Source organism: Micavibrio aeruginosavorus (assembly GCF_051245535.1).
Lineage (GTDB): Bacteria > Pseudomonadota > Alphaproteobacteria > Micavibrionales > Micavibrionaceae > Micavibrio > Micavibrio aeruginosavorus_D.
The window spans coordinates 633431-657396 of record NZ_CP195303.1 but is presented as its reverse complement, the minus strand read 5'-3'; the positions used below and the strand labels follow the sequence as shown (position 1 = coordinate 657396).

The following is a 23966-nucleotide window of genomic DNA, read 5'->3' as shown; positions in this document are numbered from 1 at the left end:
GGCCTGCGCCGGGATGACGTATTGGGGGTTATGCGTTTTACGCCGCCAGCGCTTCTTTCAACGCATAGCGTTTCAGGATCTTGCCGTTTTCCAGTTCAAACACCAACGGCACACCCGTTTCCATTTCGGCGGCGTTGATGGTGTCTGGCGTTTCTGCACCCAGAACGATCAGGATACCGCGCAGTGAATTACCGTGGGCGGCGATCAGAACGTTTTTCCCGCTATCGACCAACGGTTTGATATTGGCGTTGTAATACGGGCGCACGCGGTTTTCGACCACGTCTTTCAACGACTCCCCGCCCGGCGGGTTAATGTCATATGACCGGCGCCAGATATGCACTTGTTCGTCACCGAATTTCGCGCGGGTTTCATCCTTGTTCAATCCGGTCAGATCACCGTAATCGCGCTCGCGCAGATCATCGTGGCGGATCATGCTGTTCAACAAATCGGCCTGTCCGGCATTGGTCAGCGCAATTTCCGCCGTGTGGCCGGCGCGTTGCAATGTGCTGGTGAACACCTGATCAAACTGAATACCCGCCGCTTTCAGGCGCAGACCCGCCTGACGTGCTTCCTCACGACCCAGATCGCTCAGGTCGATGTCGTGGAACCCCGTAAAACGGTTTTCCAGGTTCCATTGGCTTTGGCCGTGGCGGAGCAGGACGAGTGTGTTCATATTTGACCCCTATCTGACGTAAATAATTCTGCAAAATCAATGACATGCCATAAAACCATGACATGCGCGCCGTTTTTATATAACACTTTTGGTCCAAATCATAAAAAGAATACCAGGGTTGGGGATACACCGCGTATGCACACTTTATCCAAAGGGTCAAAAACCCTGCGCCGGACATTGGGCGCTTTGTCGCTTGGTTTTTCTATGGCTGCGGGCATCGTTCCGGCCATGGCGGATGAACCCGCGACAACATTTTCAAAAATGCTGGTGAATATTGAATCACAGGCCAATGCCTATGCCCAAACCAAAAACGCAATGCCGCGTGTTTATATTGTCGATATTGATCAGATCAATACATTCACCCGCAAAAACCCGGAAGCATTCGGCAATAAACTCTATTACTATCTGAAAAGCCGGGGACTGGAATTACAAACGAAAGACGCATCATCCGTTCGGCTGTCGATGGGCAGCATGTATGGCCCCACGCAATACAAACCGGAAGCCGTGGCCGCCAGCACCAAGGAAAATACACGCAAGACCGATGACGTTTGCATCGTCACAACGGACACGCCCGATCTGTCATCACGCAGTCTGCTGGAAAAATGGGTGGGTGAAGCGGGGCCGAGGGAATTACATGCCGCGATTGATCCGGGGCCATACAAAATGTTACAACGCGCCCTATGGCACGAGGTCTGGCATTGTCTGGACCGTACGTTTGTACATGCCGTTAACCGTGCAAACCGCAGCAATGCTTTTGAATATGCACGGGCTATTCACCGGTCAGAAGCATTCGCGGATGTGGCCGCCACGCTAACCATGTTTGTGCGGGGTGATCGCGAAATCCTGCAACAAACCGCCGATGCCCGCGCCATCTCATCCCGCTGGAATGGACCCAAAATGATGATGGTCAATTACTCACCGGAACATGATGCGGATTATTATACTGGCTCCACTTACTACACTACACCGATGCACGACGCTCTACTGGCACATATCAGAAAAACTGGCATCGAGAGAATCAAGCGTTATACGATGAACGACATAGAACGTGTCGCCACAGACATCACGACCGCGCATGAGCTGAACGAAATGCAATTCCGGGCTATAGCGGACTACCTGAAGACCGGAAAAGGCACATCGCCTTTCATCGCCGCCTATCAAAATCGTTCCGATGTAGCACGCGCCAGAATCATGACGGAAACCCGGCAACGCGTTCTGCCCTACACCGACACCCTGCCACCCAAAATAGAGGTCGTTCTAGCCAAAGCATCCAGAGCAGAAAAACAGATTGTCTCAACCGCTCTGCAAACCGCCATCGCCGCCGCGTTGAGCAAGGGGCAAACCGCCCGGCAAGGAGTCTTCAATCAGCTGGAAGCATGGCGCAAAGACCTCCATGGCGACAAAGCCCGCCGCCCGGATCTGGAACGCAAGCTCTATCTGAGCGCCTTGATGCTGGGAAATGGCGATTTTGACTTGCTGCTGCGGGGCCGTCCGCCAGTCAAACTTCCAAAGGCCAACCCATAATTGCCATATCCCCCGCCAAAAGACGTAAATGGCGGGGGTTTTGGCTCAAAAACCCTTGTTTTTCTTTGACTTCCCACGCCCCCCGTGGCATTAAAAACACCAGTTGGCGCAAGGTCCGGAGGCGGCGTGCGGTCGACTGTAAAGCACAGGTTATCCATCCCGTCGGACCCTCCTGTTTTTTATTGTCCACCGAACCCCTCCCCCGCGCAAAAATTGCGTCTTTCTACAAACACGTCGTACTGGCAAGGGCTGGTATGGCGCACGAAGTCTAAACAAAAGGAACGTTGAATGTTTAATATCTATCGCAAAGAATTCGAATTGGGCGGCAAAAAAGTCGTTCTCGAAACTGGCAAAATCGCCCGTCAGGCTGACGGTGCTGTAATGGCGACAATGGGCGGCACGACCGTTCTGTGTACCGTTGTTGGCGCGCGCTCCTTGCGCGATGGTCAGGATTTCTTCCCCCTGTCCGTTCACTACCAAGAAAAAGCATACGCCGCCGGTAAAATCCCGGGTGGCTTCTTCAAACGCGAAGGCCGCCCGAGCGAGAAGGAAGTGCTGACCAGCCGCCTGATCGACCGCCCGGTCCGCCCGCTGTTCCCGGAAGGTTTCCTGAATGAAGTTCAGGTGATTGCAACGGTTGTTGCACACGACATGGAAAACGATCCGGATATTGTTGCAATGATCGGTGTTTCCGCCGCTCTGACCATCTCCGGCATCCCGTTCATGGGCCCGATTGGTGGCGCACGCGTTGGCTACATCAACGGCCAATACGTTCTGAACCCGACCTTGTCCGAACGTGCGAACTCGGTTCTGGATCTGGTTGTGGCCGGTACGAACGAAGGCGTTCTGATGGTTGAATCCGAAGCTCAGGAACTGTCCGAAGAAGTGATGCTGGGTGCGGTTATGTTCGGCTGGAACGGTTTCCAGACGGTCATCAACAACATCATCAGCCTGGCCGAAATGTGCGCGAAAGAGCCATGGGATGTTCCCGTTGCCCGCCCGGAAGTGGTCGAAATGACCAAAGCCATGAAGGCAAAGTTCGAAGCGCCTTTGTCCAAAGCGTATCTGGAGCCGATCAAGCAAACCCGTTATGAACTGGTTGGCGAACTGAAGAAACAAGCCGTTGAGGAATTTGTTTCCGAAGAGAAAAATCTGTCCAAGGAAACCGTTGCTGCAGCCTTCAAAACGCTGGAAGCCGACGTGGTCCGTGGCCGCATTCTGAAAGAAGGCATGCGTATCGATGGCCGTGACACCAAAACCATTCGTCCGATCGTGGCCGAAGTTGGTGTTCTGCCGCGTGCGCACGGTTCCGCTTTGTTCACCCGTGGCGAAACCCAGGCGTTGGTTGTGACCACGCTGGGCACCGGTCAGGATGAGCAGATCATGGACGCGCTGGAAGGCGAATACAAACAACGCTTCATGCTGCACTACAACTTCCCGCCCTATTCCGTTGGTGAAGCCGGCCGCATGAGCAGCCCGGGCCGCCGCGAAATCGGTCACGGTAAACTGGCATGGCGTGCGATTAACCCGCTGCTGCCGAAGGCTGAGGACTTCCCGTACACCGTTCGTAACGTGTCGGAAATCACCGAATCCAACGGTTCATCCTCGATGGCGTCCGTTTGCGGTTCGTCCTTGGCGATGATGGATGCGGGTGTTCCGCTGGCACGCCCGATCGCGGGTATTGCCATGGGCCTGATCAAAGAAGGCGCTGACTTCGCTGTTCTGTCCGACATTCTGGGTGATGAAGATCACCTGGGCGACATGGACTTCAAAGTGGCTGGCACGGAAACGGGCATCACCGCCCTGCAAATGGACATCAAGATTACTTCGATCACCGAAGAAATCATGGCCATTGCCGTGAAACAAGCCCGCGAAGGCCGTTTGCACATCCTGGGCGAAATGTCCAAGGCACTGACAAACGCACGGACCGAAATGTCCGAATTCGCACCGCAAATCGTAACGCTGACTGTACCGAAAGAAAAAATTCGCGAAGTCATCGGCACGGGCGGTAAAGTCATCCGCGAAATCGTTGAAAAAACCGGCACCAAAATCGACATCGAAGATGATGGCACGATTAAAGTGGCGGCGTCCGACGCAAAAGCGATTGAAGAAGCCATTCGCATTATCCGCGGCATCACTGATGACCCGGAAGTGAACGCTGTTTATGACGGTAAAGTCGTGAAAACCACCGATTTCGGTGCTTTCGTGAACTTCATGCCGGGCAAAGACGGTTTGGTTCACATCTCCGAACTGGCCACCCAACGCGTTGCCGCCACCACCGACGTGGTGAAAGAAGGCGACATGGTCAAGGTTCTGCTGATCGGTTTCGACGACCGCGGCAAAATCAAATTGTCCATGAAACGCGTTGACCAACAAACCGGCGAACAAATCGCAGTAGAAGACCGCAAACCGCGCGGCGAACGCGAAGCTGGCTAATTGCTGGATAACTAAATGATTGGAAATTGGATGATTGGGTTATTCCAGTCATCCAATTTTCTTTATCCCTTCTGATACACAGGAAACATCATGGCCCTGAAAATCCCGAAAATCATTGGTCACCGCGGTGCATGCGGATATGCGCCGGAAAATACGATTGAATCCATCCTGACCGCTGCTGAAATGGGCGTGGAATGGGTTGAGTTGGATGTCATGCTGACGCGCGACAATGTGCCGGTGATTTTCCATGATGATCTGTTGGATCGCACCACCAATGGCTTTGGCAATCTGGCCGATGCCACGTGGGCGGATTTGCAACAACTGGAGGCCGGAAGCTGGTTCGGTGAAAGTTTTGCCGGGGCAAAAATTCCGTCGCTGGAAGATGCGCTGGATGTGATTATCCAAAAAAATCTGGGCCTCAATCTCGAAATCAAACCGACGCCGGGGCGTGAGAAAGAAACGGCGGAAGTGGCGCTGGATGTTCTGTCCCGCATCTGGGACGACCATTCCCGCCTGCTGATTTCCAGCTTCCAATTGGTCAGCTTGGAAACCGCGCAGGAAATGGCCCCGGACTGGTATCGCGGCCTCCTCCTCTGGCACGATGATCTGCCGCCCAACTGGGCCGACATTGCCGATTATCTGGATGTCGTATCCGTGAATATCAGCCAGCAACTGGCCACGCGCGAAATGGTCGAAGAAATCATCGACATGGAAAAAGCCGTGATGGTCTACACCGTCAATGACGCACAAGAAGCCCGCAAATTGCGCGGCTGGGGCGTGGATACGGTGTTCACCGATGTTCCGGATGTTATTCGTGAAGCGATGTTTCACGTTCACTAAACCTTGAACCCCTCCGATTCGACAGCTACAGATTGAACAGGATCAAATCAAAGGAGCATAACCCATGAAAATCATTAACGAATTTCGCGAATTTGCCATGCGCGGTAACGTCATCGATCTGGCCGTCGGTATTGTGATCGGGACGGCGTTCGGGGCTATCACCAACTCGTTGGTGAAGGACGTCATTATGCCGCCGATCGGCGTTCTTCTGGGCAAGGTTGATTTCAGCAAACTGAGCTGGACCATGATCGAAGCCACAGACAGCGCCGCCGCCGTAACGCTGAACTATGGCCTGTTCATTCAGGCAATTGTGAACTTCGTTATCGTCGCGTGGGCCATGTTTATGATTATCAAGGTCATGAACACCCTGAAACGCAAACAGGATGCGGGCGCCGCCGATGCGCCCCCGCCGCCGAAGCAGGAAGTCCTGCTGGAAGAAATTCGCGATTTGTTGAAGAACAAATAAACAAAAAGCCGCTGGAAACAGCGGCTTTTTTAGTAACTTTCCCATCCGTCACCCCGGCGAAGGCCGGGGTCCATACATTCCATCCGATGGATACCGGCCTTCGCCGGTATGACGGAAAGTGTTTATTCCTTGTCTTTCCCGTTCCCGCCCATCACGGCCAGAACTTCGTTCAAATTCTGGGGCATGCCCAAAACGTTGAAACCGCAATCGACATAGTGAACTTCGCCCGTCACCGCGCCACCCAGATCGGACAGCAGGTACAGGCCCGTTCCACCCAGCTCTTCCAGTTCAACACCCCGGCGCAATGGCGCGGTCATGTTGTTGTACTTGAACGTGGTGCGCGCGGAGCCAATAGCAGACCCGGCCAATGTACGCATCGGACCAGCCGAAACGGCGTTAACACGAATGCCTTCCGGGCCCAGATCGGCGGCCAGATAGCGAACGGATGCTTCCAGCGCGGCCTTGGCCACACCCATCACGTTGTAATTCGGCATGACTTTTTCCGCCCCGTAATAGGACAGCGTAATGGCCGAGCCACCCTTCTTCATCATCGGCGCGACGCGGCGCATAACCGAGGTGAAGGAGTAGCAGGAAATGTGCATCGTGTTCAGGAAGTTTTCGAGGCTGGTATCCAGATAACGCCCCTTCAATTCTTCCTTGTTCGAATAGGCCACGGCGTGAACAACGAAATCCAGACCGTCCCAAACCTTGCCCAAACCGGCACAGACGGAATCAATTTCACTTTCCTGCGTCACATCGCAGCCCAGCAAAATATCGGACCCAACGGATTTTGCCAGCGGCTCCACCCGTTTTTTCAGGGAATCGCCCTGATAGGTGAAGGCCAGATCGGCCCCGTGTTCATACAGGGTTTTGGCAATGCCCCACGCGATGGAGTGATCATTGGCGACGCCCATGATCAAACCGCGTTTCCCGGCCATAATGTTGGATTTAGAACCTTTTTCCAGTGTCATAACGCTACCTTGCCCCTAGTCTTTCAAACGCGAGAAAGCCAGGGTGCAGTTCGTACCGCCAAAGCCGAAGCTGTTGGACACGACAGTCTGGTGTTCCACATTGTTTCTGCACTCACGCACAATATCCACATCGGCGGCGCCTTCATCCAACTCTTCGATATTGATCGAGGGGCAGATGAAATTGTTGTGCATCATCAAGATGGAATACAGGGCTTCCTGCGCCCCGGTTCCACCCAATGAGTGACCAGTCATGGATTTTGTCGAGCTGATCGCCGGAACTTTTTCACCACGGGCCGCAAACACTTCGCGGATGGCGTTCAGTTCGGTGATGTCGCCGACCGGCGTGCTGGTGCCGTGGCTGTTGATATAGGTGATTGGACCTTCAACGGTTTCCAGCGCCTGTTTCATGCAACGAACGGCACCCTCGCCGCTCGGCGCGACCATGTCGGCGCCGTCGGATGTGGCGCCATAACCCGTCAATTCGCAATAAATCTTCGCGCCGCGGGCCTTGGCGTGTTCCAGTTCTTCCAGAACCAGCATCGCACCACCACCGGCAATCACGAAACCATCGCGGTTTTTGTCATACGCGCGGGACGCGGTTGCGGCCCGGTCGTTATATTTGGATGACATCGCGCCCATGGCATCGAACAGAACGGACATGGTCCAATCCAATTCTTCGGCACCGCCAGCGAACATAATGTCCTGCTTGCCCCACTGAATCATTTCAGCGGCATTGCCGATGCAATGCGCAGAGGTCGAGCATGCGGACGAAATGGAATAATTCACGCCCTTGATTTCAAAATTGGTCGCGGCGGTTGCCGATGTGGTGGACCCCATGCAACGCGTCACCATATATGGCCCCACACGTTTCGGTGCGGAATTGCGGGCAATGTCGGCCGATTCAACCTGATTCCGGCCGGACGCCCCACCCGAACCGACAATGATGCCGGTGCGCGGGTTGCTGATTTGCTCTTTCGTCAAACCGGAATCGGCAATCGCCTGCTCCATGCTCAAATGCACATAGCCCGCGGCATCGCCCATAAAGCGGCGCAATTTGCGGTCGATCAATTCTTCAAAATTGACCTCGGGCTTGCCCCAAACCTGACTGCGGAAACCACGGTCGGCGTAATCTTGCGAAAACGTAATACCGGATTTGCCAGCTTTCAAGGATTCCAGAACTTCCGTCGTGGAATTACCGATGCAGGAAATGACGCCCAGGCCGGTCACGACCACGCGGCGTTGCGTAATTGTTTTGCTCATGATGTTTTACAAAGATTTGGGGTTATCGAACAAACCGACTTTCAAATCGGTCGCTTCATAGATCACCTTGCCGTCCACGGATACGGTGCCATCACCAATCCCCAGAACCAGCTTGCGGTTGATCACACGTTTCAGGTTGATTTCATAGGAAACCAGTTTGGCTTCCGGCAGAACCTGACCCGTGAATTTCAGTTCGCCCAGACCCAGCGCCCGGCCAGAGCCCTGCGCACCAGTCCAGCCGAGATAGAAGCCCAGCAATTGCCACATGGCATCCAGACCAAGGCAGCCCGGCATCACCGGGTCACCCAGGAAGTGGCATTGGAAGAACCACAGATCCGGATTCACATCCAGCTCGGCCTTGATGATCCCCTTACCATGGGCACCACCATCGGCGGATACTTCGGTAATACGGTCGAACATCAACATCGGCGGGGCCGGCAGTTTCGCATTGCCCGGACCGAAAAGTTCACCCTTGCCACAAGCGATCAGATCGTCGTAGCTGTAGCTCGATTTTTGTACATTAGACATTGGCTGTTTTTCTGCTGTTTGAGTCATGGGGCCTTTTTTACGATGGATCAGGCCCCTCGTCTAGCCGGAATTCAGCCATAACCCACAATTTGACATAACGCAACGATCTGGCTAGAATGCCCCCAGATCATCGCCACAGGAGATTGCCATGGAATTTGCATCCTCAATAAAGACCACAACCGCCGCCTTCCTGTTGGCCAGCGCCGCGACCATTGGCCTGAACGCCCCCGAGGCCGAAGCGGCCCCAGCGCAGAGCGACCGGATGGAAAGCTGCATCAAACAAACATTGAACCGCGTAGCCAACCCGTCCCCCGGCCTGATCGCCAGTGCGGAAAAAGCCTGCGAACGGCAATTACAGGTTCAAGATCACAAAAACGGCGCGGGCGAAGCCCCGGCGCAAGGCCAAGCCCCATCCGCCAGCGACCGTAAAGGCGCACAGGAAAAGCTGAACAACCGTGTTGAAGAAATCTGCGCGAGTGGTGGAAAGCTGGCCAATGGCAAGGATATCAGCGCCATGTGCAAACGCATGGAAATGCGCAAGCGTATGCCTCAGTAAGAGGCCACCCAACCCTACATCGACATAATGGCGTACTGGGTGCAAACCGTCTTATAGGTTTCCGTCATCGCTGCCATGGCCAAAGGCTTGGCAATCACCGGCTCAACCTCTGGGCGGTCGCCACCGGCGGCCACGGCCAGCATCCGGCCTGTGGCTTTGGCGCTGGCCACCGCCTGATCCATCAGATTATGCATCCGGATCACACGGAAGAAATCACGGGCCAACGGTTCCAGTGAGGCAATCAATTCATACGGCGCATCCAGCGGGCGGTCATTGGCCGCCAGCCCAAAGCGCCAGTCACTGCCCGCAGGCAGGCCCAGACGCACGGCTTCCTGCGTCATTACACAGGTCAGGCGGTCCAGATGTTCCGGCAGGTCAGCCCCCCGGAACGCCGTTTGCTGGTACGCGTTCAAGGACAAGGCCAACGCGCGTCCGGCGACGGCGGACAGGCCGGAAATGCTTTCCGGCAGGCTCCAGCCCTCCAGACCGATTTTCTGCTCAATCACGATATCGCAGAGCTCCTGCGCCGCGATTTCATAGCCCAGGCACCGGTTGGTGCATTCGATCAGCAGGCGGAACAGGTCGCGGCGATTCTGGCCGTCTTCCTCCATGTTCAGGATCATTTGCTGGCACACGAACAACAGGACGTCTTGGAACTCATAGGCGCAATGCAGCCAATCCTCGAACATCCGGCGGGTCAGTTCACGGCCCTGCTCGGCCCGGAAATCGATGATATAAGACGGCGGCAAGGCCAGATCGGAAATCGGGCCTTCCTGCGGCTCACAGCCCAGCATAGTCGCCAAATGCTTGTAAACGGCCTCAACCCCCCGGTCGGATTCATCGAACAACAGGGTAAATTCAACAATCGCCCCGGCCATCATCTGAATCAGGCGCATGCCATCAACGCCGCGACCATTATTGTCACGGCATTTGGACACCAGCGCATGGACAAACTGGCCCGTAAAGGCCGCCTTGTCGGTCAAAATCGAAGCAGAATCAAAGGTCATGGGTACTTCAGAGCGAGAGAATCGAGAGGGAATCAGAGCGTACGACGAATCGGATGAACCGCCGCAACCCTGTGAAAAACTTTGTGGATCAGTCTGTGGATAGAGTGTGGATAACTCGACCTAGGATCAGGTTAGTCGAACTCTTCGGTGGCGTAAATACCCCAAAGTGATTTTCTTTCGGCCCACCCTTCGTACCCGCCAGCGGTGATTTTACACCATGCTTTTTTGCATTCGCTGGCCGTTGCGATCACTCCGGGTTGGAGCCGCGCAATGGTACGGGAATTTTCATTGTCTTGTGAACGGATTGCGACGCCTTCCTCACCTAAAACAATAACATTACGGCGACTGGAGAGCAGCGATTTATGCAACCAGCCTTCATCGCCGTCGCGGTCACGAACCTTGCGCCAAACATCAAATTCCTGAACAATTTCAACAGGCAATCCGCGCTTCTTGTAAATCCACTTTATCGGATACCGCGTCGCCGGCCCAGCGCGCACATGCGCCTCTTCTGCGGCCAGCGAAACAAAGCGTGGCAGCGCCAGCCCCGTTGAATTGAAGCTCGGCTCCTCATCCTTGGCGAATGACATTCCAGGCCCGCCCGCAAACACGGCCAGCCCCAAAGCAAGAATAAGAACACGGAAACAAATCATCATGATGGATAAGGAAAATACACGCTCGGCGATGCAGATCAACAGTTTTCGCAAACAGCACAAAGATTGACATAAACGGCGGTTTTCTGTACCTCTCCCCCTCATGTATCACGTGAAACAAACACCTGAAATCTCTGTCGCCCCGATGCTGGATTGGACTGACCGGCATTGCCGGGTGTTTTTGCGCCTGATTGCGCCGCATGTGCGGCTGTACACGGAAATGGTGACGACCGGGGCCATTATCTTTGGCGACCGGGATCGGTATCTGGCGTTTAACCCCGCCGAACACCCCGTCGCCCTGCAACTGGGTGGATCGGACCCAGCGCATCTGGGCCAGTGTGCCGCCATTGGTGCGGATTACGGGTATGATGAAATCAACCTGAATTGCGGATGCCCCAGTGACCGGGTGCAGAACGGCGCGTTCGGGGCCTGCCTGATGAAGGATCCGGGGCGCGTTGGCGATTGTGTATCCAACATGATCAACGCCGCGCAAAATACTGAAATCACAGTCAAATGCCGCATTGGCGTTGATGATTGTGAGGACGAGGAATTCCTGCACGCCTTCGTCAAATCCATTCACGAGGCCGGATGCCGCAAGGTCATTATCCACGCCCGCAAGGCTTGGTTAAAGGGCCTCAGCCCGAAAGAAAACCGGGAAATCCCCCCGCTGCGCTATGATATTGCCGCCGGGATTAAAACCGCCTTTCCGGATATGCGGGTGATTGTGAATGGCGGGGTGAAAACTCTGGCCGAAACCCAATCCCATCTGGGAACCTTTGACGGGGTCATGATCGGGCGCGAGGCCTACCAGAACCCGTGGGTGCTGACCGAGATTGAACAGGCTTTGTACGGCCATACCACCACGGCCAGCCGGGCCAACATCGCCCGGGCCATGATCCCCTATATCGAAGACCGCCGGGCCACCGGAACCCCGGTCAAATCCATCACCCGCCACATGCTGGGCCTGTATCAGGGACAACGCGGCGGACGGATTTGGCGCCGCATCCTGTCCACCGAAGCCCATTTGCCGGGCACAACCGGCACCATTATCGAAACCGCCCTCGCCGCCGTGGATCAGGCCGTCGGGCCGGAATGGATTGCGGCGTAACAGCCCCTTCCCCTCATGACCGTCACCCCGGCGAAAGCCGGGGTCTTCCAGCCATAATGGAAGAAGATCCCGGCTTTCGCCGGGATGACACAGAAAGAATAGCTTTTTTTGGTATGGCCCAGCCCCATTTAACGGTATAGTTGTCGCGCATTTTTAAGGGGCATCCATTTCGCCCAATCAGGGATTTTTGAACATGCAATGGCACCGTCTGGACCGTGACCGCACCATCGCCATGATCGACAGCGTGAAAACCGCTGGCGATTCCGGGTTGTTTGCGCCGACGACCAGCGAAGCCAAATGCCACAAGCTGTCCTTCTATCGCAATCTGTTGCTCTACCGTCTGACCAACTATGCATCCTTGCCCTCATTCTCGTTTGACTATCTGGGCGATGGGAAAACCTATTTCTATCTCGACGGATCGGTGATGCCGATTTACGCGGCGAATGATGCGGGGCATCTGTTTCTTGATTCATCGAATGTGATGGATTACCTCACCTTCTTCTTTGAACATGTGTCCGGCCCCGATGGCGATATTTTCGTGATCGACCGCATGCAGGATCACCCGGCGCTGGACGCGTTGTCCGGTGATCAGGTGGCCGCGATTGCCGTGCATCATCAACCACCCGAAATCAATGCCAACATTGCGGGTGATTTCACGATTAAAACATCGATGGTGTATCTGGGTACGCTGGTGCGCGCCGTCATCACCGTTGATAAACGCGGCCGCGTCAATGTTCTGGACACACAAATGCTGATGTCATCATCCATCAGCCCGTCCGGGTACAGCGCTGGCGACATGGCCCGCTAAGAATTTTATTGAAGAGGGATACACGATCATGGCTTCGACATCTGATTCCCCGTTTGGCAAGCTGCAGGGTGCGTTTGGCACCGGCAAGGATCAAACCGCCTCCATCGACTATACCCACCCGCAGGCCGATAAATTGCGCCATGCCGCCGAAACCATGCTGGAACGGTGCGCCACAGGTCTGAAACTGGTGCGCTGGGCGTACCAAAATAACCTTCAAATCAAGGTGTTACGCCATAAATCGGGCCAAGCCTTCAGCCCCGAAAATCGCGCTGTTTATCTGGGAATATCCAGCGATATCAATACGATAAGCCCCGCGCATGTGCTGGAACTGGGCGGCGCCCTGCGTCAGGCGCAGCAGCAAATGACCGGCCACGGCACCCCCACGGCGGATATGGACCCCGTCGCCTTTGAAGCCCAATACCACGCCAAAATGCTTGACATAATCGTCACAATGTGTAAAATTGCCCAAGAGCTTGAAGCTGTGGGTAATGGGTCAGAATTTATTGACTCCCTCAAATCCTTCGGGCACGGTGATATATACGAGGCATATGTATCCAACGGACCGGGCGACCATCTGACGGATCTATATTTTGAAAACCTCGAACAAAAAAAATAAGAGGGGACTACAACATGAAAAACGATCTGAATGCACTGCAGGCCTTCCTGAACGTTCAAGCCGCTGTTAAGAAAAGCGACGAAGTTCGCGCTGCGACGAAACGTTTGGTTCCGCAAATCTCCGCCTCTTGCGACGGCTTCATGCCGCTGGCATTTGTTGCACTGAACCTGGACAACAACTAAGACGTTGCCCTTACAGATCGAATAACAAGAAGCCCCCATTGGGGGCTTTTTTGTTGGCCCTTTTTTGGGCCATTCTTTTGACCATGCCCCGCACCACCCCGGCCAGCCACAACACCCCGAAAAAGATTGACCACCACAGCTCATTATGACAATGATGACCACTTGGCATAATCAAAGGGATGGGTCATGGCTGCAAAATCCCCACCGCCGATCGAAATATCCAACGCGCTGGCCGTGATCGCGGCCCTGCGCGCGGACGCGCCGGACCGTGACCTTGACGCCCTCGCCAAAGCCCTGCCCCCGCTGGCGCAACGGCTGGCGCGGAATGGAATGGACGCGTCGATTGAAACACTCTGCACCCATGCGGATCAGGGAGTGGATCATGTTCGCGACCTGTATGAATCGCTTGGCGCGCCGCCGAAAAACCAGAAACAAAAAACATACGAAGACATTGTCAAATCCTTCCCCTTGCCGATCGAACAGCAATTTATTGACGCCGCCCAAAACGGCGATATGGACCGCGTTCAATCCATCATTCAAAAAGGCGCCATTGATTTTACCGCCGATGATCGGGTTTGTTACGGAACTGCTCTGATTTATGCCGCATCAAACGGGCATATTGATATCGTTCGATTGTTGATCGCGCATGACGCCGCGATCGACAGTATCAACGAATCCGCCCTGCGATGCGCCGCGGCAAAGGGCTGCATCGACATCGTCCGCCTGCTGATTAAACGCGGGGTTAACATTCACGCTAACAATGGCGCGGCCCTGCGCCATGCGGCCGAAAATGGTCAGATCGATATTGTCCGACTGCTTATCAAACACGAGGCCGATATCAACGATAACGATAGTTGGGCCCTGCGAGAGGCTGCAGCAAACGGTCATATCAAAATTACCCGGTTGCTTGTCAAACGCGGGGCCGATATCAACGCCAAAAATAGTTGGGCCTTGCGGGTGGCGACAAAAAATGGCCACATCGCCATTGTCAAGCTGCTGATAAAACACAACGCCATCATCAGTGATGAAGTCCTGTTGACCGCTGCGGAAAATGGCAACATCAAAATTGTCCGATTGCTCCTCAAGCATAATACCGACATCCACGCCAACCATGATATGGCCCTGCGGGCGGCGGCGATAAATGGCCATACCGCCATTGTTAAACTGCTGATAAAACACAACGCCAACATCAGTGATGCAATCCTGTCAACTGCCGCGGCAAGTGGTCATATCAATATTGTTCGGCTCATCATCAAACACAAAAGCCATCTCGCCAAACACAAAGGCCATACTGCTAACAATGATTGCGAACTGACGCGGGAATGGACGACAAGAAGCGGCCTAGAGTGGGCAGCAAGTAACGGCCACACCAACATCGTCCGTTTGCTTATCAAACACGGAGTCAATCCCCACACCAACGATGATTGGGCTCTGCGCGCTGCTGCGGGAAATGGCCATACCGCCATTGTTAAACTGCTGATAAAACACAACGCCAATATCCACGCTAAAAATGACGATGCCCTGCGAGGGGCCGTTGAAGGCGGCCATTTCGATATTATCAAACTTCTCATCAAACACGGGGCCGATGTTCGGGCGAACGATGATAAAGCCTTACGGGCGGCGGCCGTAATCGGCCGGGCGGATATTGCGGAATTGTTGATTAAACATGGTGCCAACGTCCATGCAGAAAATGAGGAAGCCCTGCGCGTTGCCGCCACAGCCGATGTGGCCCGAATCCTGATCGAAAACGGGGCCGATATTCATACCAGTGACGAAGCCCCCTTGCGCATTGCCGCTCAGAAAAACACCCCGGATCTTATAAAATTATTGATCACGCACGGGGCCCGCACCGAATGCTTGCCACAAGAGACACAGGAACAGATTCAGGGCGTAATGCGGTGGGGCAATATTCATGGATACGCAACCATCCCCACATCCATCACCGCAAAAGACCCGACCCTGATAAAACGATCCGTATTGGATACCGTTGCCGCAATTCTGGAGCAAGAGGGTTATCCCGAATATATGGCTTACTCCTATGCGTATAACGCCGCCGCCTTGTTTGGTACGGAATCACGCATCCTACAATATCTGGAAAAATGGGGCGCACATGGCAATCAACCTTTGCACAATGTCATCCAGATGATTTCCATTCCTTCGCCAAAGGCTATTGAGGATGGTCAATCTCTGGATTTAAAATCATGGGGTGATGCGGTTTTGCAATGCGGGCCGGAGATGGCGAAATTTGTAAAATTTTCCCATCGCCTGCCCCGTCCGGCACAGGATCAATCGGGACGGTTCTGGTCCCTGAAAAATACGAAAGAAATAATCGCCGATTATGCGTATAAAAATGCGCACAAAAATCCGGAATTATCCCTCATCGCCATGGATTGCGCGTGGGATGATGAAGATTTTGATACGGCGTTAAAAACCATCAAAAAATATCAAAAGACATACGCCGCCAACGACCATAAAAAACCCGGTGATGCCATACCGGATATTACGATCGATGGTGCCACGTTTGACAAAGATGGGTTTACGTTCCACCGCCTGCCCGATGGGGATATACGCGGATTGGCGTTGGGGGCCTTTACCGCCTGTTGCCAGCATATTGGCGGCGCGGGTCGTGAATGCGCGCAACACGGTTTCCTCTCGCCCAAGGCCGCGTTTTACGTTGTCACCAACAACAAAACCGATCAAATCGTTGCCCAAAGCTGGGCCTGGCGCGGGAAGAAGGGCGAGCTGGTCCTCGATTCCCTAGAATATCTACCCAGCCAGATGGATGTGAAGCAATGGAAAAAACTATGCGCGACCTTTGCCAAGGTGGCGCAGAAAGCGGGAATTGCGAAAATACATCTTGGGGCAGGCGGAAACACGCCAAACAATATGGGGTTTGCAACCGCGCAGCCCCCCGCCAAACCCGCCGATTACAACAAATATCGGGATTCAGAAGAACAATACATCATCAAGATCTGATCACCCTACCCCGGCGCGCGTTTGGCGGGATCAATGGTGAAGGATTCACCGCAGCCGCAGCGGCCCGTTTCATTCGGGTTGCTGAAGGTAAAGCCGGATTGCATTTCGCCGTCCTCATAATCAATCGTCATGCCGAACAGCATCCATGAATGGATTTTCGGGATGAACAGCACCGCGCCGTCGCGTTCAAAGCGGTCATCGGACGCGGATGCTTCCGTGACATGTTCCATTTTGTAACTGTTGCCGGAACAGCCCGTGGATTTGATGGTCAGGCGCAGGCCGACCGCGCCGTCTTTCAACGCGGTTTTGGATTTGATCGCCGTTACGGCCCCGTCGGTCAGGATAATTGGATCGTTCGCCATGGCCATCATCACGTAAACATATTCAGTTGCAGTTTCGCCGTTTCCGCCATGAAAGACGGGTCCCAGGTCGGGTCCCAGACGATTTCAACATCGACATTGCCAATGCCGTCGACCGGGAAGATCGCGCCCTGGACCATGCCGGGCATTTCCTGGGCCACCGGGCATCCGGGCGATGTCAGCGACATTTCCACGAACACGTCGGCCTTGCCATCCAGCCCGTCACGAATATCGACCTTGTAGATCAGGCCCAGTTCATAAATATTCACCGGGATTTCGGGGTCATAGACCGCGCGCAGGTTTTTGACGATTTGCGGCCAGAGCGGATGCGCGCGTGTTGCTTCGACGTTTGGCGGCTCGGCCAATTCGTCAAATCCTTCATCGCCTAAGGCGTTTCGCAACATGCTTTCATCGGCTACTGGTTTCGTCAAACTCATCTGAATTCACATTCTTGTATCATGGTGATGGACGCTTGCGTTTCGTCCGCTTTACTCAATTGTGGTCCCTTGTGGCTGGCCGCCGCCGCGCTTTTGAACACCCATTGGGCCGTGTGATCATATATACATTCACAATTCACGTAACCTTCCATCTGCTTGGACAGATCGTCCTCACAAAACCGGACCACTGGTTCCTTCATATGGGCGTCCATGCACGGTTTCATAGTGTCATAGGTGAAATTATCATCAATTTTCTTTTCCGCCAGACACCCACAGAAACCGGCTTTATCAACACCGTCCAGTAACGGGTTGCTTTCGCCTTCTTTTTCATACCCCGATATGCAGTTATTGACGAACCTTTCTGTGCTTTTCACCGGACTGGAAAACGTTGAAACAGCTAAGAAAGTCCCGACTGCCCCGCCGACAGCCGCCGAAAATTTTAAGATCCCCATACTCTACGCTCCGAGAAGTTTGTGTGCTTTCGTCACCCCATTCATCAGAGAGATTATGTCATCTACGTTTGAATATAACCCTAACGAGGCCCGGACCGTGCCCTCAACCCCCAGCCCCTGCATCAGGGGCATACAGCAATGGTGCCCGGTGCGCACCGCCACCCCGCATTGGTCCAAAATCATAGCGATATCAGATGGATGACCCCAATCGGCGGTAAAGCTGACGATCCCGGCCTTGTCCGGCCCGGTCCCGTAAAAGGTCAGGCCCGGCACGGTTTCCAGTTGGTCCACCAACCTAGCCAGAAGCATACCCTCGTGCGCCGCAATATTGCCCATGCCGATGGACGCGACATAGTCGATGGCGGCGCCCAGAGCGATCACCTCGGCAATGGCCGGGGTTCCGGCCTCAAACCGGGCCGGAGCGGGTTTATAGGTGGTGTGGGCGAAACTGACCGTTTCGATCATATCCCCGCCCCCTTGATACGGCGGCATGGCGTTCAGCAAGGCCGCGCGGCCATACAGAACCCCAACCCCGGTCGGGCCATAGAGTTTGTGCCCCGTAAAGGCGAAGAAGTCACAGCCCAGTCCCAAGACATTGACGGGCATATGCGTGACCGATTGCGACCCATCGACCAGAACCAGAATATCGGCGTTATAGGCCTTGGCTTTGCAGATGATGGTTTCAACCGGGTTGATGGTGCCGAGCGCGTTCGACACATGCACAATCGACACGAACCGCGTGCGGTCGGACAACAGCCCGTCAAACGCAACCATATCCAGCGTGCCATTGGGCAACACCGGAATAATTTTCAGGACAATGCCAATTTGATCGCGCAGCAATTGCCACGGCACAATATTGGCGTGATGTTCCATGCCGGAGATGATGATTTCATCCCCAGCCTTCAAATGGGTGCGGCCCCAGCTTTGCGCGACCAGATTGATGGCCTCGGTCGTGTTGCGGGTGAAAACGATTTCGTTTTCGGATAATGCACCGATGAAATCGGCAACCTTGCGGCGGGTGGCTTCGAATTTCTGCGTCGTGGTTTGTGACAGCGCATACAGGCCACGGTGAATATTGGCGTAATCGCGATCCAGCGCTTCACGCAATGCGTCAATCACCGCACGCGGTTTCTGCGCGCTGGACGCCGTATCCATATAGGCCAGTTTCTGGCCATTCATGGGGCGGGCCAGCACCGGGAAATCATCCCGGTACCGCGCAAAATCATTCTGCGATGGCATTTTTACGACACCAGCCATGCTTTCACTTTGTCTTTCAACACGGATTGAATGGTTTCATCGGCCACGCGGTCGAATGCTTCGTCTACGAACGCCTCGATCAGCAAGGCGCGAGCCTGCGCCTCTGGAATACCGCGGGCGCGCATGTAGAACAGCGGCCCTTCATCCAGTTGCCCGGTGGTCGCGCCGTGCGAACATTTCACATCATCGGCGTAAATTTCCAGTTCCGGCTTCGTATCCATCTCCGCCCCTTCATTCAGGATCAGGGATTTGGACAGTTGATAGCCGTCGGTTTTCTGCGCCGGTTGATGCACATGCACCTTGCCCTGAAACACGCCATGGGCGGTGCCGTCCAAAACGGTGCGGATATTCTGGTTTGAATTGCCGTTCGGGGCCATGTGATCGACCAGAATGGTCGTATCGCCATGTTGTTGCCCGGTCAACAGGTTGACGGCGCTGAGCGAACACACCGCTCCGGCTCCGTTCATCACGCCGTGCAATTGGTTGCGGAACAGGCGGGCGCCGGTGGAAAACACAATGCCCTCATACCCGGAATCCTTGCCCAGAACGCTGTGCGTCAATTGGGTGTGGACGGCCTGTTCGCTGTCTTCCTGATACCGCACATGGGTTAAATGCGCGCCATCGGCCAGAATGATCTGCGTCTGGATATTCTTCCAATACGAACCCGTGCCAGTGTGATGTTCAATCACGGTCAAACGCGCATTCGCGCCCAGACGGATAATCAGCCGCGCATTCGCCAAGCCACCATCGGCGACCATGGTTAAATCCAGCGGCGTTTTGGCTTCGGTATTGGCGGGCACATCAATGACCAACCCATCGCGCAGGAACAGATTGCCCAAATGCCACAGCGTGTTTTCGGCGTTGTATTCTTTATCCGACAACGGTGCGGAAATGGCCTGTTGCACCCAGTCCTCGCCCAGCATTCCGGCCAGAGAATTCACGACAATGCCGTGGCCTTCTTTATGGGTGATTTTCACCGTGCCGGATTGATTGATCGTTTTCACGAGCGGCAGGATGTTGGTGTATTTCCACCCCTCCAGCTTCGCCGTCGGCAAACCACGACGGGCCACGACATCACGCGATTTATCGCGGCACGCGGCCAGCCAATCCGGTTCATGCAACAACGTATCGGAAAACCCATCATACGCGGCCAAAACCCCGTTCGCCGTTTCCGGTTGGTACGGCGTGCGTGGTTCAAGGGTGGTGATGGTTGCGGTTTGTGTTGTCATTTCAGAGCCTCTTGATTAACCCCCTCTCCCTCAAGGGAGAGGGTTGGGGTGAGGGTGTTCTCATTCATCAAATTCTTCACAGTCGTTTCCAAATCCTGCAAAACACCATCCATATTTTGCATCACTTCATTGTTCCAATAACGGCGCACGCAAAAACCATGGGTTTTTAAAATCTGCGTCCGCTCTTCATCTCGTTTCTGGCGTTCATCGTGTTGCCCGCCATCCAGTTCAACAATCAAACGCGGTTCGTAACACAGGAAGTCCGCGTAAAATTGATCCACTGCTTCCTGACGACGGAATTTTAAATTCATAAACTGCCGGTTTCTTAGAACGGACCAGAGGCGCTTTTCGGCTTCTGTCTGGTTAAACCGTAATGATCTGGCGCGGTTTATGATGTTCATCGCCCTGCTCCCTCACCCAACCCTCTCCCGGAGGGAGAGGGCTTTTAAGGTTACGCCGCCTCTCCCATAAAATCGGCGTAGCCTTTGGCTTCCAGTTCCTTGGCCAGTTCCGGGCCGCCGGATTTTACGATTTTGCCGTTGGCCAGAACATGCACATGGTCGGGCACGATATAATCCAGCAAGCGTTGATAGTGGGTAATGACCAGGAAAGACCGTTCCGGCCCGCGCAGGCGGTTTACGCCGTCGGCCACGATGCGCAGGGCGTCAATATCCAGACCAGAATCTGTTTCATCCAGAACAGCGAAAGACGGGTTCAGCATTGCCATTTGCAACACTTCGTTCCGTTTCTTCTCACCACCCGAAAAACCGACATTGACCGGGCGTTTCAGCATGTCGTCGCTGATGCTCAGATCCTTTTGCTTGGCTTTCAGCAATTTCAGGAAATCCAGCGCGTCCAGTTCCGCCTCGCCCCGTTGCTTGCGGATGGCGTTCAGGGCGGTTTTCATGAAATTGGTCATCTGCACACCCGGAATTTCAACCGGGTATTGGAACGCCAGAAACAGGCCAGCGGCCGCACGTTCTTCCGGGGCTAGGTCCAGCATGTTCACGCCGTTGAATATAATTTCACCGTCGGTGACTTCATATTCCTCACGCCCCGCCAGAATGTAAGACAGGGTCGATTTCCCCGCCCCGTTCGGCCCCATAATGGCATGAACTTCCCCCGCCGGGATGTTCAGCGAAAGACCCTTCAAGATTTCTTTGCCATCGATATTGGCGTGGAGGTTTTTAATTTGCAGCATTTTTTACTCTCATCAGCTTGATAATTTCTGCCAAACCCAACAACAACGCCGGGCTATACAGCATGTTTGCAATTGTCATCCCGGTTATCGTTACAAAAGAAAAAATCGTTCCGGCATCCAAATCACGCCCCGCCACTTCAAAAAATGGCCGAATAGCATGAGGAAAGCCCAACACAAAGATCGCAACCGCGCAGATTTGCAAAATCCGCACAATATTAATTTTTGAATCTAGAAATTCGAAAAGTTTTGTCATTTATCCGACACTCCCTTCAAGTGAAATCGCCACCAATTTCTGCGCCTCAACCGCAAATTCCATCGGCAGGTTTTGCAGGACTTCGCGGCAGAACCCGTTGACGATCAGGGCCACGGCTTCTTCTTCGCTCAAACCGCGCTGTTGGCAATAGAACAACTGGTCTTCGGAGATTTTGCTGGTTGTGGCTTCGTGTTCCAAATGCGCTTTCGGGTTACGGCTTTCGACGTACGGCACCGTATGCGCACCGCACTGATCGCCGATCAGGAGGCTGTCGCACTGGGTGAAGTTGCGGGCGCCTTCGGCTTTTGGCATCACTTTGACCAAGCCGCGATAGGTGGAATCCGATTTACCCGCCGAAATGGTTTTGGCGATGATGCGGCTTTTTGTGTTGCGACCAATATGGATCATTTTGGTGCCGGTGTCGGCTTGCTGGTAATTGTTGGTGATGGCAACGGAATAAAATTCGCCTTGGCTGTTGTCACCCTTCAAAACGCAAGACGGGTATTTCCATGTGATGGCGGAACCCGTTTCCACTTGGGTCCATGAAATTTTGGAATTGGCCCCTTCGCACAGGCCGCGTTTGGTGACGAAGTTGTAAATGCCGCCTTTGCCGTCTTCATCGCCCGGGTACCAGTTTTGCACCGTGGAGTATTTAATTTCGGCATCTTCGTGCGCGATCAATTCGACCACGGCGGCGTGCAATTGGTTGGTGTCGCGCATCGGAGCGGTGCAGCCCTCGAGATAGCTCACATACGCGCCTTTATCGGCAATAATCAAAGTGCGTTCAAATTGCCCCGTGTTCATTTCGTTGATGCGGAAATAGGTGGAGAGTTCCATCGGGCACCGCACGCCGGGCGGAATATACACGAACGATCCATCCGTAAACACGGCGGAGTTCAAACAGGCGTGTTTGTTGTCGGAAACCGGCACCACCGATCCCATATATTTTTGCACCAGTTCCGGATATTCCTTCACCGCTTCGGAGATGGAGCAGAAAATAACGCCCACTTCCTTCAACTTGCCGCGGAACGTGGTGGCCACGGATACTGAGTCGAACACGGCGTCCACCGCGACCCCGGCCAGCATTTCCTGTTCGCGCAGTGGAATGCCCAGCTTCGCATAGGTTTCCAGCAATTTCGGGTCAACTTCGTCCAGCGATTTCGGGCGATCATCGGCGGTTTTTGGCGCGGAATAATAATACGCATCCTGATAATCAAATTCAGGGAAATGCACCTTCGCCCATTTTGGTTCCGGCATTTTCAGCCAGTGACGGAAAGCCTTCAAACGCCATTCCAGCAACCATTCGGGCTCACCCTTCTTCGCGCTGATAAAGCGCACGGTGTCTTCGCTCAGGCCCTTCGGGGCCTTTTCCGATTCAATATCCGTCACGAACCCGGCTTCGTACTGGTGGCTCAGGGATTTGACGGTATCGATGGTGTCTTGTGTGATGGATGACATTGTTACTTACTCCATAACCTGTTCGCGGGCGGGCATTGCGGCCTGCGCAACAATTTTCTTATTCATCATGTCGGCCAGCGTGACGGATTCCAACGCACCACGCACGGCGGCGTTCACCTCGCCCCAACGGCCATTCATGGCGCACACGCCCGACAATGAACAATCATCATCATGCCCATCGGCGCAGGCGGTAATGGCCACCGGCCCTTCCACGGCCGTAATAATATCCGATACGGTCATTTCATGTGCGGGACGGGCGATCATGTATCCGCCCGTGGCGCCGCGTGTGGACACGACCAGTCCGGCACGGTTCAGAATTTTCAAAATCTTCGCCACGGTCGGTTCGGCCAGATTGGTGCGCGTGGCCAGATCGGCGGCGGACGCGCGCACGGTTTCGGTGCGGGCCAGTTCGGCCAGCATCAAAACGGCATAATCGGTAAAGCGCGACAGACGGATCATTTCCCAAAACCCTAAATCGGACTGATAAGGTCCGCATTCAATGCCAGTCTTTGTCCCGTTTTTCAAGGTTTTTCCCTCAATACAGGACTGTTTCAGTACTAATTATATAGGATTATTTTGCGGCGCGGCATAAGATTTTGATCTGCCGTCATAATTTTGACGCGAAATGGCCTCGCCTTAAGCCCGTTTTAACCATTTCGGCGTCATTAATAGAGAATAAACAATAAGAATACCGTTTCACAAAAAACGACGATTTCACA

At 54.2% G+C, this 23966-nt stretch carries 26 protein-coding genes; 10 read left to right on the top strand and 16 right to left on the bottom strand.

Annotated features, from left to right (window positions below; genetic code table 11):
• Positions 1–37: 37 nt before the first annotated feature.
• The gene (locus ACSC94_RS03265; protein ID WP_435641636.1) at positions 38–673 is read right to left on the bottom strand and encodes a 2,3-bisphosphoglycerate-dependent phosphoglycerate mutase; all 636 of its coding nucleotides are present in this window, start codon (positions 671–673) and stop codon (positions 38–40) included.
• A 135-nt stretch (positions 674–808) separates the two neighbouring features.
• Between ACSC94_RS03265 and ACSC94_RS03260 the strand changes: the two genes are divergently transcribed.
• The 4 genes from ACSC94_RS03260 to mscL all read left to right on the top strand — a co-directional run bounded on the left by ACSC94_RS03260 (position 809) and on the right by mscL (position 5939).
• Positions 809–2197, top strand: coding sequence for a hypothetical protein (locus tag ACSC94_RS03260; RefSeq protein ID WP_435641635.1), 1389 nt, complete (start codon positions 809–811; stop codon positions 2195–2197).
• A 288-nt stretch (positions 2198–2485) separates the two neighbouring features.
• Entirely contained in the window at positions 2486–4633 is a 2148-nt protein-coding gene (pnp, locus tag ACSC94_RS03255; RefSeq protein WP_435641634.1) for a polyribonucleotide nucleotidyltransferase, read from the top strand.
• A gap of 90 nt (positions 4634–4723) precedes the next feature.
• Positions 4724–5473: a glycerophosphoryl diester phosphodiesterase gene (locus ACSC94_RS03250; protein WP_435641633.1), complete on the top strand. Its 750-nt coding sequence runs from the start codon at positions 4724–4726 to the stop codon at positions 5471–5473.
• A 64-nt stretch (positions 5474–5537) separates the two neighbouring features.
• Entirely contained in the window at positions 5538–5939 is a 402-nt protein-coding gene (gene mscL, locus ACSC94_RS03245; RefSeq protein ID WP_435641632.1) for a large-conductance mechanosensitive channel protein MscL, read from the top strand.
• 122 nt (positions 5940–6061) lie between these two features.
• Here the strand turns inward: mscL and ACSC94_RS03240 are convergent, their stop codons facing one another.
• The 3 genes from ACSC94_RS03240 to fabA are packed head-to-tail and all read right to left on the bottom strand — an operon-like array spanning position 6062 to position 8698.
• Complete coding sequence (locus ACSC94_RS03240; protein ID WP_435641631.1) at positions 6062–6910, bottom strand: enoyl-ACP reductase FabI; 849 nt, start codon at positions 6908–6910, stop codon at positions 6062–6064.
• A 15-nt stretch (positions 6911–6925) separates the two neighbouring features.
• Entirely contained in the window at positions 6926–8170 is a 1245-nt protein-coding gene (fabB, locus tag ACSC94_RS03235; RefSeq protein ID WP_435641630.1) for a beta-ketoacyl-ACP synthase I, read from the bottom strand.
• 6 nt (positions 8171–8176) lie between these two features.
• Positions 8177–8698 (bottom strand): 3-hydroxyacyl-[acyl-carrier-protein] dehydratase FabA, encoded by a 522-nt coding sequence (gene fabA, locus ACSC94_RS03230; protein WP_435641629.1) that lies wholly within the window; start codon positions 8696–8698, stop codon positions 8177–8179.
• 148 nt (positions 8699–8846) lie between these two features.
• Here fabA and ACSC94_RS03225 point away from each other — a divergent pair, with 148 nt between their 5' ends.
• Positions 8847–9254, top strand: a complete 408-nt coding sequence (locus ACSC94_RS03225) for a hypothetical protein (protein WP_435641628.1) — start codon at positions 8847–8849, stop codon at positions 9252–9254.
• A gap of 14 nt (positions 9255–9268) precedes the next feature.
• Here ACSC94_RS03225 and ACSC94_RS03220 read toward each other — a convergent pair whose 3' ends face one another.
• Together ACSC94_RS03220 and ACSC94_RS03215 are read right to left on the bottom strand one after the other, a co-directional pair.
• On the bottom strand, positions 9269–10261 hold the full coding sequence (locus tag ACSC94_RS03220) for a hypothetical protein (protein WP_435641627.1): 993 nt from the start codon (positions 10259–10261) through the stop codon (positions 9269–9271).
• A gap of 131 nt (positions 10262–10392) precedes the next feature.
• A complete protein-coding gene (locus ACSC94_RS03215) occupies positions 10393–10953 on the bottom strand; it encodes an SH3 domain-containing protein (protein WP_435641626.1) in 561 nt (186 codons plus the stop codon).
• 61 nt (positions 10954–11014) lie between these two features.
• Here ACSC94_RS03215 and dusA point away from each other — a divergent pair, with 61 nt between their 5' ends.
• The 5 genes from dusA to ACSC94_RS03190 all read left to right on the top strand — a co-directional run bounded on the left by dusA (position 11015) and on the right by ACSC94_RS03190 (position 16601).
• Positions 11015–12019 (top strand): tRNA dihydrouridine(20/20a) synthase DusA, encoded by a 1005-nt coding sequence (dusA, locus tag ACSC94_RS03210; protein WP_435641625.1) that lies wholly within the window; start codon positions 11015–11017, stop codon positions 12017–12019.
• 193 nt (positions 12020–12212) lie between these two features.
• On the top strand, positions 12213–12827 hold the full coding sequence (locus ACSC94_RS03205; RefSeq protein WP_435641624.1) for a hypothetical protein: 615 nt from the start codon (positions 12213–12215) through the stop codon (positions 12825–12827).
• Between the two features lie 28 nt (positions 12828–12855).
• Positions 12856–13443 (top strand): hypothetical protein, encoded by a 588-nt coding sequence (locus ACSC94_RS03200; RefSeq protein ID WP_435641623.1) that lies wholly within the window; start codon positions 12856–12858, stop codon positions 13441–13443.
• A gap of 14 nt (positions 13444–13457) precedes the next feature.
• Positions 13458–13625: a hypothetical protein gene (locus ACSC94_RS03195; RefSeq protein WP_435641622.1), complete on the top strand. Its 168-nt coding sequence runs from the start codon at positions 13458–13460 to the stop codon at positions 13623–13625.
• Positions 13626–13811: 186 nt separating this feature from the next.
• Positions 13812–16601 (top strand): ankyrin repeat domain-containing protein, encoded by a 2790-nt coding sequence (locus tag ACSC94_RS03190; protein ID WP_435641621.1) that lies wholly within the window; start codon positions 13812–13814, stop codon positions 16599–16601.
• Positions 16602–16606: 5 nt separating this feature from the next.
• Here the strand turns inward: ACSC94_RS03190 and ACSC94_RS03185 are convergent, their stop codons facing one another.
• From ACSC94_RS03185 to ACSC94_RS03140, 10 genes are read right to left on the bottom strand one after another with little or no spacing between them, the layout of a single operon-like run.
• Positions 16607–16963 (bottom strand): HesB/IscA family protein, encoded by a 357-nt coding sequence (locus ACSC94_RS03185; RefSeq protein WP_435641620.1) that lies wholly within the window; start codon positions 16961–16963, stop codon positions 16607–16609.
• Between the two features lie 8 nt (positions 16964–16971).
• On the bottom strand, positions 16972–17364 hold the full coding sequence (locus ACSC94_RS03180) for an iron-sulfur cluster assembly protein (RefSeq protein ID WP_049782171.1): 393 nt from the start codon (positions 17362–17364) through the stop codon (positions 16972–16974).
• Between the two features lie 29 nt (positions 17365–17393).
• Positions 17394–17849: a hypothetical protein gene (locus tag ACSC94_RS03175; RefSeq protein WP_435641619.1), complete on the bottom strand. Its 456-nt coding sequence runs from the start codon at positions 17847–17849 to the stop codon at positions 17394–17396.
• A 3-nt stretch (positions 17850–17852) separates the two neighbouring features.
• Positions 17853–19106, bottom strand: a complete 1254-nt coding sequence (locus ACSC94_RS03170; RefSeq protein WP_435641618.1) for an aminotransferase class V-fold PLP-dependent enzyme — start codon at positions 19104–19106, stop codon at positions 17853–17855.
• Positions 19091–20335, bottom strand: coding sequence for a Fe-S cluster assembly protein SufD (gene sufD / locus ACSC94_RS03165; protein WP_435641617.1), 1245 nt, complete (start codon positions 20333–20335; stop codon positions 19091–19093). Before sufD ends, ACSC94_RS03170 begins: the two co-directional genes overlap by 16 nt.
• Positions 20332–20736 (bottom strand): endonuclease domain-containing protein, encoded by a 405-nt coding sequence (locus ACSC94_RS03160; protein ID WP_435641616.1) that lies wholly within the window; start codon positions 20734–20736, stop codon positions 20332–20334. The genes sufD and ACSC94_RS03160 overlap by 4 nt, the downstream gene beginning before the upstream one ends.
• 50 nt (positions 20737–20786) lie before the next feature.
• Complete coding sequence (sufC, locus tag ACSC94_RS03155) at positions 20787–21536, bottom strand: Fe-S cluster assembly ATPase SufC (RefSeq protein WP_435641615.1); 750 nt, start codon at positions 21534–21536, stop codon at positions 20787–20789.
• Positions 21523–21789: a hypothetical protein gene (locus ACSC94_RS03150; protein ID WP_435641614.1), complete on the bottom strand. Its 267-nt coding sequence runs from the start codon at positions 21787–21789 to the stop codon at positions 21523–21525. The genes sufC and ACSC94_RS03150 overlap by 14 nt, the downstream gene beginning before the upstream one ends.
• The gene (gene sufB, locus ACSC94_RS03145; protein ID WP_435641613.1) at positions 21790–23247 is read right to left on the bottom strand and encodes a Fe-S cluster assembly protein SufB; all 1458 of its coding nucleotides are present in this window, start codon (positions 23245–23247) and stop codon (positions 21790–21792) included.
• A gap of 6 nt (positions 23248–23253) precedes the next feature.
• Positions 23254–23706 carry an SUF system Fe-S cluster assembly regulator gene (locus ACSC94_RS03140; protein ID WP_435641612.1) on the bottom strand — a complete coding sequence of 151 codons (453 nt, stop codon included), beginning with the start codon at positions 23704–23706 and terminating at the stop codon, positions 23254–23256.
• Positions 23707–23966: the final 260 nt, after the last annotated feature.